The organism is Acidovorax sp. (assembly GCF_021287135.1).
Lineage (GTDB): Bacteria > Pseudomonadota > Gammaproteobacteria > Burkholderiales > Burkholderiaceae_C > Acidovorax.
On sequence record NZ_JAJTBB010000048.1, the window covers coordinates 13,233 to 27,954 of the forward strand.

15 protein-coding genes are annotated in these 14,722 nt (G+C 68.4%); 7 read left to right on the plus strand and 8 right to left on the minus strand.

What is annotated here, in order from left to right; genetic code table 11:
• Nucleotides 1-67 precede the first annotated feature (67 nt).
• From kynB to LWW96_RS12015, 3 genes are all read right to left on the minus strand, one after another.
• Nucleotides 68-721, minus strand: a complete 654-nt coding sequence (gene kynB / locus LWW96_RS12005; protein WP_291487272.1) for an arylformamidase — start codon at nucleotides 719-721, stop codon at nucleotides 68-70.
• A 161-nt stretch (nucleotides 722-882) separates the two neighbouring features.
• Nucleotides 883-2,271, minus strand: a complete 1,389-nt coding sequence (locus tag LWW96_RS12010; protein ID WP_291487274.1) for an ATP-binding protein — start codon at nucleotides 2,269-2,271, stop codon at nucleotides 883-885.
• A gap of 62 nt (nucleotides 2,272-2,333) precedes the next feature.
• Nucleotides 2,334-2,999, minus strand: coding sequence for a response regulator transcription factor (locus LWW96_RS12015; protein WP_291487276.1), 666 nt, complete (start codon nucleotides 2,997-2,999; stop codon nucleotides 2,334-2,336).
• 196 nt (nucleotides 3,000-3,195) lie between these two features.
• Here LWW96_RS12015 and LWW96_RS12020 point away from each other — a divergent pair, with 196 nt between their 5' ends.
• The 6 genes from LWW96_RS12020 (at nucleotide 3,196) to LWW96_RS12045 (ending at nucleotide 9,464) form a co-directional block, all read left to right on the plus strand.
• Nucleotides 3,196-4,071, plus strand: a complete 876-nt coding sequence (locus tag LWW96_RS12020; protein WP_291487278.1) for an NAD(P)-dependent oxidoreductase — start codon at nucleotides 3,196-3,198, stop codon at nucleotides 4,069-4,071.
• Between the two features lie 393 nt (nucleotides 4,072-4,464).
• Complete coding sequence (locus LWW96_RS12025) at nucleotides 4,465-6,426, plus strand: S9 family peptidase (protein WP_291487280.1); 1,962 nt, start codon at nucleotides 4,465-4,467, stop codon at nucleotides 6,424-6,426.
• A complete protein-coding gene (locus LWW96_RS12030) occupies nucleotides 6,426-6,824 on the plus strand; it encodes a hypothetical protein (RefSeq protein ID WP_291487281.1) in 399 nt (132 codons plus the stop codon). The genes LWW96_RS12025 and LWW96_RS12030 overlap by 1 nt, the downstream gene beginning before the upstream one ends.
• A gap of 130 nt (nucleotides 6,825-6,954) precedes the next feature.
• Nucleotides 6,955-7,287, plus strand: a complete 333-nt coding sequence (locus LWW96_RS12035; RefSeq protein ID WP_291487430.1) for a FeoA family protein — start codon at nucleotides 6,955-6,957, stop codon at nucleotides 7,285-7,287.
• The gene (locus LWW96_RS12040; RefSeq protein WP_291487284.1) at nucleotides 7,284-9,209 is read left to right on the plus strand and encodes a ferrous iron transporter B; all 1,926 of its coding nucleotides are present in this window, start codon (nucleotides 7,284-7,286) and stop codon (nucleotides 9,207-9,209) included. Before LWW96_RS12035 ends, LWW96_RS12040 begins: the two co-directional genes overlap by 4 nt.
• 15 nt (nucleotides 9,210-9,224) lie before the next feature.
• Entirely contained in the window at nucleotides 9,225-9,464 is a 240-nt protein-coding gene (locus LWW96_RS12045) for a hypothetical protein (RefSeq protein WP_291487285.1), read from the plus strand.
• Nucleotides 9,465-9,535: 71 nt separating this feature from the next.
• Here the strand turns inward: LWW96_RS12045 and LWW96_RS12050 are convergent, their stop codons facing one another.
• The 3 genes from LWW96_RS12050 to LWW96_RS12060 are packed head-to-tail and all read right to left on the minus strand — an operon-like array spanning nucleotide 9,536 to nucleotide 12,361.
• Complete coding sequence (locus LWW96_RS12050) at nucleotides 9,536-10,216, minus strand: hypothetical protein (RefSeq protein WP_291487287.1); 681 nt, start codon at nucleotides 10,214-10,216, stop codon at nucleotides 9,536-9,538.
• A 7-nt stretch (nucleotides 10,217-10,223) separates the two neighbouring features.
• A complete protein-coding gene (argF, locus tag LWW96_RS12055; RefSeq protein ID WP_291487432.1) occupies nucleotides 10,224-11,144 on the minus strand; it encodes an ornithine carbamoyltransferase in 921 nt (306 codons plus the stop codon).
• A 20-nt stretch (nucleotides 11,145-11,164) separates the two neighbouring features.
• Nucleotides 11,165-12,361 (minus strand): aspartate aminotransferase family protein, encoded by a 1,197-nt coding sequence (locus tag LWW96_RS12060; protein ID WP_291487289.1) that lies wholly within the window; start codon nucleotides 12,359-12,361, stop codon nucleotides 11,165-11,167.
• A gap of 275 nt (nucleotides 12,362-12,636) precedes the next feature.
• Between LWW96_RS12060 and LWW96_RS12065 the strand changes: the two genes are divergently transcribed.
• Complete coding sequence (locus LWW96_RS12065) at nucleotides 12,637-12,966, plus strand: DUF3579 domain-containing protein (protein ID WP_291487291.1); 330 nt, start codon at nucleotides 12,637-12,639, stop codon at nucleotides 12,964-12,966.
• Here LWW96_RS12065 and LWW96_RS12070 read toward each other — a convergent pair.
• Entirely contained in the window at nucleotides 12,949-14,178 is a 1,230-nt protein-coding gene (locus LWW96_RS12070; RefSeq protein ID WP_291487293.1) for an AAA family ATPase, read from the minus strand. The genes LWW96_RS12065 and LWW96_RS12070 overlap by 18 nt on opposite strands.
• A 232-nt stretch (nucleotides 14,179-14,410) precedes the next feature.
• Entirely contained in the window at nucleotides 14,411-14,713 is a 303-nt protein-coding gene (gene rpsT, locus LWW96_RS12075; protein ID WP_291487295.1) for a 30S ribosomal protein S20, read from the minus strand.
• Nucleotides 14,714-14,722: the final 9 nt, after the last annotated feature.

A 14,722-nucleotide genomic window follows, 5' to 3' on the forward strand; every position in this document is an offset into this window, starting at 1 on the left:
GTTTTGATAGCTGCTTGCGCTTTCCAGATAAGCGCTAGAGGCCAAAAAGGCTTGAAAATTCAATGAGCTACAGTGCCCGCAGAACGGCCCGCACGGGCGAGGCGTCGGCGGTGGTCAGCTTCAGCGGAAGGGCGATCAGCTCGTAGTCGCCCTCGGGCACGGCGTCGAGCACCAGGTTTTCCAGCACGCGCAGGCCCCGGCGGCGGATGACCTGGTGGCTTTCCAGCGTCTTGCTCTCGGCCGGGTCGATGCTGGCGGTGTCAATGCCCACCAGCAGCACGCCGAGGTCGGCCAGGCGCTCGATGGTGTCCGGCGCGTAGGCGGCCAGCTGGGCGTCCCAGCGGTCCACGGGCATGCGTTCGTAGGTGCGCACCAGCACGCGCGGGGGCAGGGTGCCGTTTACGGCGTGGGCGATGTGCTCCCAGGTGATGAGCGGCCCGCGGCCGATGGCGTGGATCACGCGGCAGGGGCCCAGAAAGGCGTCCAGCGGCACGTCGCCAATCGTTGCGCCGTGCTCGTCGTAGTGCAGGGGCGCATCGGCATGCGCGCCCACGTGGGGTGACAGCGTGATGGCGCTCACGTTGACCGGGCAGCCCGGGCCGATGGTGGCGCACCACTGCTGGCGGTAGGCCGTGTCGCCGGGGAACACCGGGCTGCCCGCGTGCACGGGCGGCGAGATGTCCCACAGCGGGCGGGCGGTGGTGGAGGAAGGCGTTGACATGGGACAAAGTTTGCATGTCCCGAAAAAACCGTGGTGTCGGTTATTTCCAACAGGGCTCAAAAAATAGTTGAGGCCTAAACGATCAAGGGGCCCACCGCCGCTGGCGGTTGCCGATGCACCGCCAGCGCAGCCGGTGCGGCCGGTGGCGGCTTGTCACGCCGTCAGGTGCCCGGGGCGGACGGAATGTCCACGCCAAAGCCCACGCCCCGGCCGCCCAGCCCTGCGCAGACGCGGACCTGCCCACCCAGGCGCAACGCGGCCTGCCGCACGATGGCCAATCCCAGCCCGGACCCCGTGGCTGCCTGGCCTGCGCCCCGGTAGAAGCGTTCAAACACACGGTCGCGGTCAGCGGCAGGGATGCCGGGGCCATCGTCCTGCACCGACAGGTGGAGCAAGGCCCCCTCGCGCCGCAGCGCCACCGCCACGTTGCCGCCGGCCGGTGTGTAGCGCACCGCGTTGTCGATGAGGTTGTGGGCGATGGACTCCAGTGCGGGCAGGTCCAGCCGAGCGGGCAGGCTGTCCGGCGCGTCCAGCGACAGCTCGATCTGCCGGGCCATCGCCTCGGGCGCGGCCTGGGCCAGCACGCCCCGCAGCCACTGCGCTACGTCCAGCTCGCGCGGGGCAGGGCGCTGGGCGTCGTCCAGCGCCGCCAGGTCCAGCAGCTGCTGGGCCAGGTGCGAGGTGCGGGCGATGGCCTGCTCCAAATGCGCCTGGGCCTGCGTGCGCTCGGCCGCGCTCTGCGACCGTGCCATCACATGGGCCTGCGCGTTGATGACCGCCAGCGGCGTGCGGATCTCGTGCGCGGCGTCTTGCACAAAGGCACGCTCGCGCTCCACTTTCTGGCGCAGCTGGGCCAGAAAGTGGTCGAGCGACTGCTCCAGCGGCTTGAGCTCACGGTGGCGGGCGTGGAAGCCCACGGGCTGCAGATCATCCTTGCCCCGCTGCGCGATGCGGCTGGCCAGCTGCTGCAGCGGGCGCAGGCCGTTGCGCACCGACAGCCACACGGGCAGCAGCACAAAGGGGGCGGCCAGCAGCAGGTAGGGCAGCAGGTAGCGGCCGTTGTAGGTCAAGTAATCCGCGTCTGTCCGCTTGTTATCGACAATGCGCAGTGTCCAGCGGGCGTTGCGGCCGGCGTAGATCCGATAGGGTTTGCCTTGCACGACGGACTCCGAGAGGGCAGAGCCTTCCCGCAGCGGAGGCAGTGGAATGTCCAGCTCTTCAAGACCTGCGGGGGCATAGACCACCTGCCCTGTGGCGCTGTCGCGCAGCTCATGCATCGACGCGCCCGGCAGCAGGCCGATCTGGCGACGGCGGATGTTGGTCCAGTGGTTGGTGGCCGCTACGGCCGCAGCGGCCTGCGCCGGGTCCGTGATCGGGGTGAGCGACTCAAGCAGCGCGTCGCCGTACTTCAGCAGCCCCGGGTCGTTGGTGATGGCCTGCTTGTAGTTGAAGAAGTTGTAGCCCAGCAGCACCGCCCACACCAGCACAAACGCCGCGGTGACCGACACCACGCTGCGTCGCACCAGCGTGGGCTCAGCCAGTCGGCGCAATGCCGTCTGCAGCCGCGCCGACGGAGGCACTGCGGAAGGAGTTGCAAGTGCAGAGCGCTTGGTCATGCTTGCAGCAAGTACCCCACACCCCGCACGGTGCGGATCAGCTCCGCCCCGATCTTGCGGCGCAGGTTGGACACATGCACCTCAATGGCCGCAAAGTCCACCGGCTCGCCCAGCGGGTCCAGCCGCTGCGACAGCACGCTCTTGGACACCACCACCCCCGGCTCGCGCGCCAGCTCCAGCAGCAGCTGGAACTCGCGTGGCGACAGGTCCAGCGGCACACCGCCGCGCTGCACCGCGTGCCGCCGCGGCTCCACCACCAGCTCGCCCAGCACCCAGCGCTCGCTCGCCTGCCGGGCGCTGCGGCGCAGCACCGCGCGGATGCGCGACATCAGCTCGGCCGTGGCAAAGGGCTTGACCACGAAGTCGTCCGCCCCGCCGTCCAGGCCCGCCAGCCGGTCTTCCACGGCCGAGCGCGCGGTGATGACGATGATCGGTACCTGTCCGCCGACACCCGTCTGCGCCCGCCAGCGCGCCAGCAGGTCGAAGCCGCTGCCATCGGGCAGCGTCAGGTCCAGCAGCACGCAGTCCACCGTGGTGGCGTCCACCGTGGCAGGCGCGTCCACGGCGCGGCGCAGCCATTCGCTGGTGAGGCCTTCGACCTTCAGTGCCGACTGCAGCGCGCGCCCCAGGTCCAGGTCGTCTTCGATGAGCAGGATGTGCATGGAGTCATTGTGGAGCGTTGCGGCTTAAGGACCGCCAAATTCCGCAGGCCGAGCGGATGGGTTTGGGAAGACGCTGAAAGCGGCGGGGCGCATTGTTGGGTAGAGTGGGCGCGGCGCCGGCCTCATGCGCCCCACCAGGGCGCTCCGGGCTCGTGCCGCGCAGCAGTAACCCACCCGCTGAAAGAAAGGCACCACCATGCAGATTGGCTTTATCGGACTGGGCGTCATGGGGCTTCCCATGGCGCTGAACCTGGCGCGCGCCGGCACCCCGCTGTGGGTGTGGAACCGGTCGCCCGAGAAATGCGAGACCCTGCGCGCCGCTGGCGCGCAAGTGGCCGCAACACCCGCGCAGGTCTGCGCGCAGGCGCAAGTGGTCATCCTCATGCTGGCCAACGAACAGGCCATGGACGAGGCGCTGCAGCGCGGCACGGCGTCTTTTGCCAGCCAGGTGCGGGACCGCACCATCGTCCACATGGGCACCACCTCGCCGGAATATTCCAAGGCGCTGGAGCAGGACATCCTGGCGGCCGGCGGCCGCTATGTGGAGGCCCCGGTCTCCGGCTCGCGCAAGCCGGCTGAGGCCGGGCAGCTCGTCGGCATGCTGGCGGGCGACCCGGCCAGTGTGCAGGCGGTGCAGCCGCTGCTGGCGCCCGTGTGCCGCACCACCTTCGTGTGCGGGGCGGTGCCCTCGGCGCTGCTGATGAAGCTGTCGGTCAACCTGTTTCTCATCACCATGGTGACCGGCTTGTGCGAAGCCGCGCACTTTGCCGACCGCAACGGGCTGGACATAGAGCTGTTCCGCTCGGTGCTGGATGCGGGCCCCATGGCCAGCAGCGTGTCGCAGGTGAAGCTGGCCAAGCTGGTCGCCCGCGACTTCGAGGTGCAGGCCGCCATCCACGACGTGCTCAAGAACAACCAACTCGTGGCCCAGGCCGCGCGCAGTGCGCAGCTGGCGTCGCCGCTGCTGGATGCGTGCCACGCGCTGTTCGCGCAGACTGCCGAGATGGGCCTGGGCCAGGCCGACATGGTGGCGGTGGTGCGCGCGCTGGAGGCGCGCACCGCGGCGCTGTAGCGCGCACGGACGGCCCTCCTGGTGCAAGCGCACTCCGGGGCCGCCGTCGGTCTTTGGCGTGGCTTAAGAACCTGTTCAAGATCTTTTCGGGGTCGCACAAGCACCTTGCCGGGATGGGATGCAAGGCGCGGTGCGCAGTGGATAGCCCGGCTATCCACAAGCGCCGCAACGCCGCAGACCGCCCGGCAAGGCGCTTGCCCGAAGGGTTGGAGTGAAATCGGGCGGCTGGACGCCCCGGCTGCTTGCATGGGCATGAGCCCATGCGGCGCACCCGGAGCATCCCCCCATCCCGATTGCACTCCAATGCGATCCCCGAAAAGATCTTGAACAGGTTCTAAGGGCTGGCTCCGCACAATCCTCGCGAATCTACCCAACGAGATGAGGAGGAGCCCCATGAAAGCCAGATGGATGTGGTGGTGCGCAGCGTTGTCGGGCGTGCTGCTGGCAGGCTGCGCCAGCGGCCCGACGCACCCGGCATTGACCGGTGCGCAACTGCCCGAGCTGATCCCCGTGCGCGACTTCGTGGCCAGCCGACAGTCCACAGGCGGCTACCGCGTGTCGCCGGACGGAAAGCGCATCGCTTGGTTTGGCACGGACGGCGTGGTGCCGGCCATCTGGGTGCAGCCCATCGACGGCGGCGACGCCAAGGCCTTCCGCATCCGCGCGCGTGCCATCCGCTTCAGCGCCGACAGCCGCTGGCTCGGCATCACCGCCGACCCCACGGGCGACGAAAACACGCGCATCTATGCCGGCGCGGTCGATGGACCGGGCACCGACTTGCGGGAGCTGATGCCCGCGCCGCGCTCGGTGGCGCATTTTGCCGAGACGGTGGAGGGCTCGTCCGATTTCATCGTCACCTCCAACCAGCGCGACAAGAAGGTATTCGACCTGTACCGCGTGAACCCGGCGGGCGGCGCGCCGGTGCTGCTGGCCGCCAACCCCGGCAACGTGAGCTGGTGGGGTGTGGACACCGCGGGCCAGCTGCGGGCCCGGGCGCAGCTGCAGGGCGAGCGCGTGCTGTTGGAGCGCCCTGGCGACGGGCCAGACCGGTGGGTGGCCGTGGCCGAACGCAGCCGGTGGGACACGCTGAACATCTTTGGCCTGCACGACGAGGGCCGCAAGGCCTGGGCACTGTCCAACCGGGGGCGCGACAAGCTGGCGCTGGTGCGGCTGGACCTGCTCACGGGTGCCGAGGAAGAATGGTTTGCAGCCCCTGAGGTGGACCTGGACAGCGTGACGCTCAGCCGCAGCACCCGCCAGCCGCTGGTGGCCCACTACATGCCCGGCTACCCCGCGCGCAAGGTGTTCAATGCTGCGCTGGACGCCCGCCTGTCGGCGCTGGCGGGTGACAAGCCCGCGGAGGTGCTGGTCACCAGCCTGGACCAGACCGACAAGGTGCTCACGGTGGCGGTGGCCACCGACCGGGGCACGCGCAGCTACCTGCTGCGTGATGGGCAGGAGCCCCGCTTCTTGGGCGAAAACCGCCTGAGCCTGATTGCCAAGGACCTGGCACCCACCCAGCCCATCACCTACAGGGCGCGTGACGGCCTCACCATCCATGGCTACCTCACGCTGCCCGTGGGGGCCGCGCCGCAGCGCCTGCCCACCGTGCTGCTGGTGCATGGCGGCCCCTGGCGGCGCGACCGCTGGGGCGATGGCGCCACCAGCCGCGCCATGCAGCAGTTCCTGGCCAACCGCGGCTATGCCGTGCTGCAGGTGAACTACCGCGGCTCCAGCGGCTATGGCCGCACGCACATGGACAAGGCCATGGGCGAGTTCGCGGGCCGCATGCACGACGACCTGGTCGATGGCGTGCGCTGGGCCGTGGAGCAGGGCGTGGCCGACCCCGAGCGCGTGGCGATCTATGGCGCCAGCTACGGCGGCTACTCTGCGCTGGTGGGCGCCACCTTCACGCCCGAGGTGTTTGCCTGCGCCGTGGACGTGGTGGGCGTGACAGACATCGCGCGCCTGCTGGAGGCCGCGCCGCCCTACTGGGAGCTGGGCCTGCCCTGGTGGCACCGCTTCGTGGGCAACCCGGCCGTGCCGGCGGACCGCGCGCGCATGGATGCCCAATCGCCCCTGTACCGCGCCGAGCATGCGCAAAAGCCCATCCTCATCATGCACGGCGTGAACGACCCGCGCGTGAAGCTGGAGCAGTCCGAATGGATGGTGGCCGCGCTGCGCAAGGCGGGCAAGGCAGTGGACTACGTGACCTTCATGGGCGACGGCCACGGCAACCAGAAGTGGACCAACAACCTCACCATGTACCGCAAGACCGAGGACTTCCTGGCCCGGTGCCTGGGCGGGCGTACCAGCGGGTTTGACTACTACCAGCTGGGTGCGTGGGCGTTCTGATGCGTACGTCATCCTGCTACCGGGCTCCGTCGGCCTGGCTCCTGGGGGCTGTGCTGGCGCTGGCGGGGCAGGGCTGCCACGCCCAGGCATCGCAGCCGCCACGGCCTGCGGCGGCGGCAGGGCGTGCATCTGACGCGCCTGTGGTCTACACGCGGGCCCGCCTGGTGTCTTTCCAGAAAGAAGCGGCGACTGGAAAGGCCTATGTGCGCCTCAAGCTGCTTCCCCGGTCCAAGATTCCGTTCACGGTCCAGACCTTCCGCGTGCTGGAGCCTGAGATGCTGCAGGGCATTGCGCCGGGTAGCTGGGTGCAGTTCACCGCACAGCACATCGCGGGGGAAAACACCCTCACGGGCATCCGCGTGACGGAAGCGTGCCGGCGGTTCGAGCCTTGCGATTGACGACAGGGCGCGCAAAGCGCCAGCGCTTGCGCTAGGTCAAGCCCCTGGAGGCGGGGTGGATGGTATGGTCGGGATGTTGATAGAATGAGAATCACTATTATTCATACCGAGGCCAGTCACCATGAAAACCATGGACGATGGCGCTGCGGCGCGGTTGTCTCCGCGCACGGGGCCGACCCCTTCCACCGGGCTGGAACAACTGCCGCTGCACGCCCAGGCGCGGGTGACCGGGCTGCTGCCCGCCCGCGATGCGCAGGAACACAGCGTGCTGCTGCGCCTGCTGGAGATCGGCTTTCTGCCCGGTGAGACCGTGCGCGTGGTGGCGCGCGGCGGCGTGGGGGGCGACCCCGTGGCGGTGCGCGTGGGACAGGTGACGTTTGCGCTGCGCCGGCAGGAGGCCTCCATGGTGCAGGTGCAGAGGCTGGACCCGGCGGCGCAAGCCTCGTTGCAGGAGGCCGCATGAACGCAGCGGCCTCCACGGTGGCGCCTGCCGCCGACGCGCCGCTGCGCGTGGCGCTGCTGGGCAACCCCAATTGCGGCAAGACCGCGCTGTTCAACCTGCTCACCGGCGCACGCCAGAAGGTGGCCAACTACGCAGGTGTGACCGTGGAGCGCAAGGAGGGCCTGCTGCAGACGGCCGCCGGCCGCCGCGTGCGCGTGCTGGACCTGCCGGGCGCCTACAGCCTGCATGCCCACAGCCTGGACGAGGCCATCACCCGCGACATCGTGCGGGGCCGGCGTGCCGGCGAGCCGGTGCCCGATCTGCTGGTGTGCGTGACGGACGCCACCCACCTGCGCCTGAACCTGCGCCTGGTGCTGGAGGCCCGGGCCCTGGGGCTGCCCATGGTGCTGGTGCTCAACATGATGGACGTGGCGCAGCGCCAAGGCATCGAGATCGACCGCGAAGCGCTGGCGCGCGAGCTGGGCATGCCGGTGCTGGCCACCGTGGGCGTGCGCGGCGATGGCGCGCGCGAGCTGGTGCAGTGGCTGGACACCGTTTCGCCGCCCAGCCTGCCGCGGCCTGCACCGCAGCCCGGCGCGGCGCAGCGGCTGGACGCGGGCGACCTGGAGGCCCAGGCCGACGTCATCCGCACGCACCAGGAGGTGCGGCGCGTCATGGACCTGGCCGTGCGCGTGCCCGCCGTCAGCCTGCGCGCCGACGACCGCATCGATGCGGTGGTGCTGCATCCGGTGTGGGGGCTGCTGATTCTGGCGGCCACGCTGTTCCTGATGTTCCAGGCGGTATTCAGCTGGGCCGAACTGCCCAAGTCATGGATCGAAGACGGCGTGGCCGGACTGACGGCGCTGGTCAACAGCCACATGGCGGACGGCCCGCTGCGCAGCCTGCTGACCGACGGCGTGCTGGCCGGCGCGGGCGGGGTGCTGGTGTTCCTGCCGCAGATCCTGTTTCTGTTCTTGTTCATCCTGGCGCTGGAAGACTCGGGCTACCTGCCGCGGGCGGCCTTCCTGCTGGACCGCGTGATGGGCACCGTGGGCCTGTCCGGCCGCTCGTTCATCCCCCTGCTGTCGAGCTTTGCCTGCGCGGTGCCGGGCGTGATGGCCACGCGCTCCATCACGCACTGGCGCGACCGGCTGGTGACCATCATGATCGCGCCGCTCATGACCTGCTCGGCGCGCCTGCCGGTGTATGCGCTGCTGATCGCGGCGTTCATTCCCGAGCGCACGGTGGCGGGCGTGTTCAACCTGCAAGGGGTGGTGCTGTTCGCCCTGTACGTGGCGGGCATCGCCAGCGCCATGGCCGTGGCGGCCGTGGCCAAGCTGGCGCGCAGCGACACGCGGCCCACGCCGCTGATGATGGAGCTGCCCGCCTACCGCTGGCCCAGCGTGCGCGGCCTGGCCTTCGGCCTGTACGAGCGGGCCGTGATCTTCATCAAGCGCGTGGGCGGCATCATCCTGGCCGTCACGGTGCTGCTGTGGTTCTTGTCCACCTACCCGGGCGCGCCCGAGGGCGCAACGCAGCCCGCCATCACCTACAGCCTGGCGGGCCAGCTGGGGCGCCTGCTGGAAGTGATCGTGGCGCCCATCGGCTTCAACTGGCAGATCGCCATCGCCCTGGTGCCCGGCATGGCCGCGCGCGAGGTGGCGGTGAGCGCGCTGGGCACGGTGTATGCGCTGTCCGCCACAGGGGAGGAGGCCGCGAGCCAGCTGGGGCCGCTGATCGCCGGCTCCTGGTCGCTGGCCACGGCCTTTTCGCTGATGGCGTGGTACGTGTTCGCGCCCCAGTGCATCTCCACCATCGCGGCCGTGCGCCGCGAGACCAACGGCTGGCGCTATCCGCTGCTCATGGTGGGCTATCTGTTCGCGCTGGCCTATGCCGCCAGCTTCGTGACCTACCGCGTGGCGCTGGCGCTGGGCGGGGGCTGAGAGGAAACCGGTCTTATGGCTCAGCAACTCATCGTCGGTCTGATCGTCCTGGCTGCAGCGCTGTATGTGCTCTGGCGTTATCTGCCCGGGCGCTGGCGCCAAGGGTTGGGCAAGGTCCACCCCGGGCTGGCCCAGTCGCCGGGCTGCGGCGGGGGCGACGGAGGCTGCAGCAGCTGCGGCAGTTGTGCAACGCCCTCCGACGCGGCCGCTGAAAAGCCCGTGGCCATGCCAGCCCGCCGCGGGTCTGTCTCTTGATGGGTGCTATTTTATTTATAGCTGCCTGCGCTTGATTCGCCAGCGCTACAGGCCATTTGGGCGCATATCGCCTACGGGTACAGCTTGCCCTGGCCCAGCGCGCTCAAAGCCTGCTGCAGGTTGGCGCGGGCCTGGGTCTCATAGCGCTGCGCAAAGTAGGCTGTGCCATAGATGTGCGGGCGGTCCAGAAAGCCTTGCAACACCGCGCTGCGGCCCGCCACATAGCGCGGCCAGCGCACAAAAAAGTATTCGCGCCGCACGTTGTGCTCGAACTGCCGGTACACCGCCTCGCTTTGGCCCAGGATGGCGAGGTCGATGTCCACCACCCACAGCGCATCGCCCGTGAGCGGGCCGGGGGTGTGGCGGGTGTCCATCACATGCTGGTGCACGGCCTCGGCCAGCGCGGGGTGAAGACCTTGGCTTAGCAGGAACTGGCGCGCCCAGTCGGCGCTGCGCGCTTCGTTGTGCCCGCTCCACGGCCAGTAGATCGCGTCGTGGTACCACAGGGCCAGCGCCACGGCATGGGGATTGTGGAGCGCGCCGGGGTGCTCGTCCTGCACGGCCTGCAGGTGCCGCAGGCAGGCCCGCAGGTGCGTGGCGTCGTGGTAGGCGCGGGGCCAGCGGGCCCAGCTGCGCAGCAGGCGCCGGCCCTCGGCGCGCCAGGCGGGCGTGTCCCGCCCCAGCGCTTGGCCCAGGGCCTGCCAGTGCGCCTGCAATTCGGCGCTGTGGGCGGGCTGGCGGCGCCAGGGCATGGGACTGTCAGGCCAGTTTGCCCAAGAGCAGATATTCCATCAGTGCTTTTTGTACATGCATGCGGTTCTCTGCCTCATCCCACACCACCGACTGCGGCCCGTCGATCACGTCGGCCTCGACCTCTTCGCCCCGATGCGCAGGCAGGCAGTGCATGAACAGGGCATCGGGCTGGGCGACGGCCATCATCTCGGCATCCACGCACCAGTCGGCAAAGGCCTTTTTGCGCGCCTCGTTCTCGGCCTCGTAGCCCATGCTGGTCCACACGTCGGTGGTGACCAGGTCTGCGCCCCGGCAGGCTTCCATGGGGTTGCTAAAAAATTGATAGCTGCCAGCGCTGATTCCGTGCGCCCCAGCGGCCAATTTCTCATCAATCTCGTAGCCGCGCGGCGTGCTCACGTGCACCTTGAAGCCCAAGAGCGACGCGGCCTGCACCCAGGTGTTGGCCATGTTGTTGCCGTCGCCCACCCAGGCCACCGTCTTGCCTTGGATTGAGCCGCGGTGCTCGATGTAGGTGAAGAGGTCCGCCAGGATCTGGCAGGGGTGGTATTCGTTGGTCAGGCCGTTGATGACGGGCACGCGCGAGTTGGCGGCAAAGCGTTCGATCTTGCTTTGCTCATACGTGCGGATCATCACCAGGTCCGTCATGCGGCTGATGACCTTGGCGCTGTCTTCAATCGGCTCGGCGCGGCCCAGCTGGCTGTCGCCGGTGGTCAGGTGCACCACGCTGCCGCCCAGCTGGTACATGCCGGCTTCGAAGCTCACGCGCGTGCGGGTGCTGGCCTTCTCGAAGATCATGGCCAGCGTGCGGTCGGCCAGCGGGTGGTACTTCTCGTAGGCCTTGAACTTCTTCTTGATGACGGCGGCGCGCTCGAACAGGTAGGCGTATTCGTCGGCAGAGAGGTCGGTGAACTGCAGGTAATGTTTCAGCGTCATGGCGGTATTGTTGTTCATTCGGCCAGGATGGCTTGCACCAGCGGCTTCAGCTTGGCCACGATCTCGTCGGCCTCGGCGGTGGTCAGGATCAGCGGCGGCACCAGGCGGATCACGCTGTCGGCCGTCACCGACAGCAGGAGGCCCGCTTCGGCCGCGCGGGCGATCAGGGCGCCGCAGGGCTTGGCCAGTTCGATGCCCAGCATCAGGCCCTGGCCGCGGATGTCCTTCACACCCGGCAGACTGCCCAGCTCGCGCTGCAGCGTGGCCTTCAGGTGGGTGCCCACCTGGGCGGCGTTTTGCAGCAGGCCTTCTTCTTCCATGATGCGCAGGGTTTCCACCCCCGCCCGCATGGCCAGCGGGTTGCCGCCAAAGGTGGTGCCGTGGTTGCCGGGCTGCAGCACGTTGGCGGCCTTGGGGCCGGCCACCACCGCGCCAATCGGCACGCCCGAGCCCAGGCCCTTGGCCAGGGGCATCACGTCGGGCACGATGCCGGCCCACTGGTGCGCAAACCACTTGCCGGTGCGGCCCACGCCGCACTGCACTTCGTCGATCATCATCAGCCAGCCGCGCTCGTCGCACAGCTTGCGCAGCTGCTGCAGGTATTCGGCGCGCATGGGGTTGATGCCGCCTTCGCCCTGGATGGTCTCGAAGAACACGGCCACCACATTGGGGTTGCCTTCGGTGGCCTTCTGGATGGCTTCGATGTCGTTCATCGGCACGCGGATGAAGCCTTCCACCAGCGGGCCGAAGCCATTGTGGATCTTGGGGTTGCCCGTGGCCGACATGGTGGCGATGGAGCGGCCGTGGAAGGCCTTTTCGTACACCACGATCTCGGGCTTGGCGATGCCCTTGTCCACGCCGAACTTGCGGGCGATCTTGAGGGCGGCCTCGTTGGCCTCCAGGCCCGAGTTGCAGAAGAACACGTTCTGCATGCCCGACAGCTCCACCAGCTTGGCGGCCAGCTGCTCCTGCAGGGGCACGTGGTAGTAGTTGGAGGTGTGGATCAGCTTGGTGATCTGGTCCTGCAGCGCGGGTACCAGCTTGGGGTGGTTGTGGCCCAGCGTGTTGACGGCGATGCCGCCCAGGCCGTCCAGGTATTCCTTGCCGTTCACATCCCACACGCGGCTGCCCTGACCACGGGCCAGCGCGATGGGTACGCGGCCATAGGTGTTCATCACGTGGGGCGAGGCAGCCTCAATGAAAGCGGTCATGCAAGATCTCCAGACAGTGCGGTGGTGGGCGGGCCTGGAGCGGTTCCAGTGCCCGTGGCCCGAAAAAACGAAACACGATTCTAGGGGGAGCCCGGTGCGCGGATGTTGACGATTGCGCATCACTGCAATGCCCTCGCTACCACGGCGGCGCAAGGGATTCCAGCCGCCGCAGGCGGATTAGGGACCCAGCTCTTATATAAGAGTTAGAATCGCACGCTGCGCTGCAGCATGCAGTGACCCTGCGACTGGCGCACTCACTACCACTCCTATCCCCGATGGTTTCCCCCTCCTCCAAAGAAGTCTTCATCCAGGGCATTACCCAAGACGGGAAGACCTTTCGTCCCAGCGACTGGGCGGAACGTCTGGCGGGGGTGATGAGCAGCTTCCGCCCCGGGGGAGCGCGGCCGGGCAGCCACCTGAGCTACTCGCCCTGGTGCATTCCCACCACGCTCAATGGCGTGAAGTGCGTGGTGGTCCACAGCGACCTGCGCGACCACGAGCCCATGGCCTGGGATTTCGTCATCAACTTCGCGCGGGACAACAACCTGCAGGTGGCCGAGGCCTGCCTGCTGCCGGACGCGCCCGCATCACCCCCCCGCGCCTGAAGCGGGCGCGGCATCGCTCCCGGCAGGGGCGGCCGCAAGCGGCGGCGCGGAGCCCGAGCGCAGCAGTTGCCCGGCCTGCTGCTTGGCCTGCCAGGCTTTTTCCACAAACGGATCGGTCACGCCGTAGTGGCCGTGGCGCACGCGCATGAGCAGGTTGGCCGCGGTCATGGCGCCGATGATGCCCTGCACCTCCTGCGCTGACACCTCACGGCCGATCTGGGCGGCATAGGCCTTGAGGGCTTCGCCGGTGAACACGCCTTTCACGTCGCCGCCAATGCTGCAGATGCGCGAGAACACCGCCTCGGCCAGCGGGCCCATGGCTTCCACCTTCTGCAATTCCACGTCGGCCGCGGCCGCGCCCAGCGACTGGGCAATGGTGGGCAGGTGCTCGTCCGGCTGCGCGTCCGGCGGCAGGCTGCGCAGGATGGTGAGGGCCTTCATCAGCTCCTCCGGGCGGCTGCCCATGCTGCGAAAGGCGGCCTCCGTCACCTCGGGCGACGGCAGCATGCCGCCCAGCTGGGGACGCACCTGCTCCAGCACATAGTCGATGAAATCGCGGCCCAGCACCGGGAACTCGGTGGTCACGGCGCCATTGAACGCCTGGTTGCCCTTGAGCGTGAGTTCCTGCACCCGGGCGCGGTGCGACCCCGTGCCCACGAAGAGAAAGTAGCCGGGCGTGCCGGGGCGGGTGTTGATGGCGTCGCGCGCCGCCTTCAGCGCGTGCAGCAGGTGGTCGCCGTCGGCGCTGCCCAGCGCATGCTGCACCTCGTCAACGATGAGCACGACGTCCGTGCGCGCCTGGTCGATCAGCTCGGTGAACGCCTGGGCCAGGGTGGCGCCCTGGTCCTTGCCCACATCCGCCAGCTTGAAGCCGAACTTGAAGCCCGCCACGCCGGCGTCCACGCTGGTCACCCGCTGGAGCCGCCGCAGCAGCCCCGAGCCCGGCGTCTGCAGCTCCCGGAGCGTCTTGCGGATGGCCTCGTGCACCAGTTCGGCCGGGTTGGCCTGGGGCTGGCTCCACAGGTCCACGTACACCACCACGGCACCCAACGCCTCCAGCGCCGGGATGAGGTCGGTGGCGAGGAAGGTGGTCTTGCCCACGCGCCGCTGGCCCGACAGGAACAGGCCGGAGCGCAGCGAGGTGTCCAGAAACGAAGGCCGGAGCAGCTGCGCAGCCATCTGCTCGGCCAGGGCGGTGCGGCGGAAGGTCATGGTTTAGGTATTTTTATGAAATTCGCATAATTATGCTTTTTCCATAATTTCCCGTAAAGCTCGGCCGGGAAGGGCCGCCGGGCCGCCTCCGCAAATTCCCGATTCCGTCCAGAAACGAAAAAACCGCCCGAAGGCGGTTGGTTCGTTTTTCTTTTGCTGGCAGCGCACCCGTTACAAACGGCGAACGGCGGAGCCGTCCGGGCTGGTTGCCTGCCGAAGCAGGCAGGATGGTTTAAGCGGCCGCGAGGGCCAGGGCTTTCACCTTGGAAGACAGGCGGCTCTTGTCGCGGGCAGCCTTGTTCTTGTGGAAGATGCCCTTGTCGGCCACGGTGTCGACCACCGATTGCATCTTGGCAAAGGCTTCAGCAGCCTTGGTCTTGTCGCCCGCCAGAACAGCCTTTTCGACGTTCTTGACAGCGGTGCGGTATTTGGAGCGCAGCGAGGTGTTCGCGGCGTTGATCTTGGTGTCCTGGCGGACGCGCTTGCGGCCCGAAGCGAGGCGGGGGTTCTTTTTCTTGGGCTTGGTGGATGCCATGGTGTATTC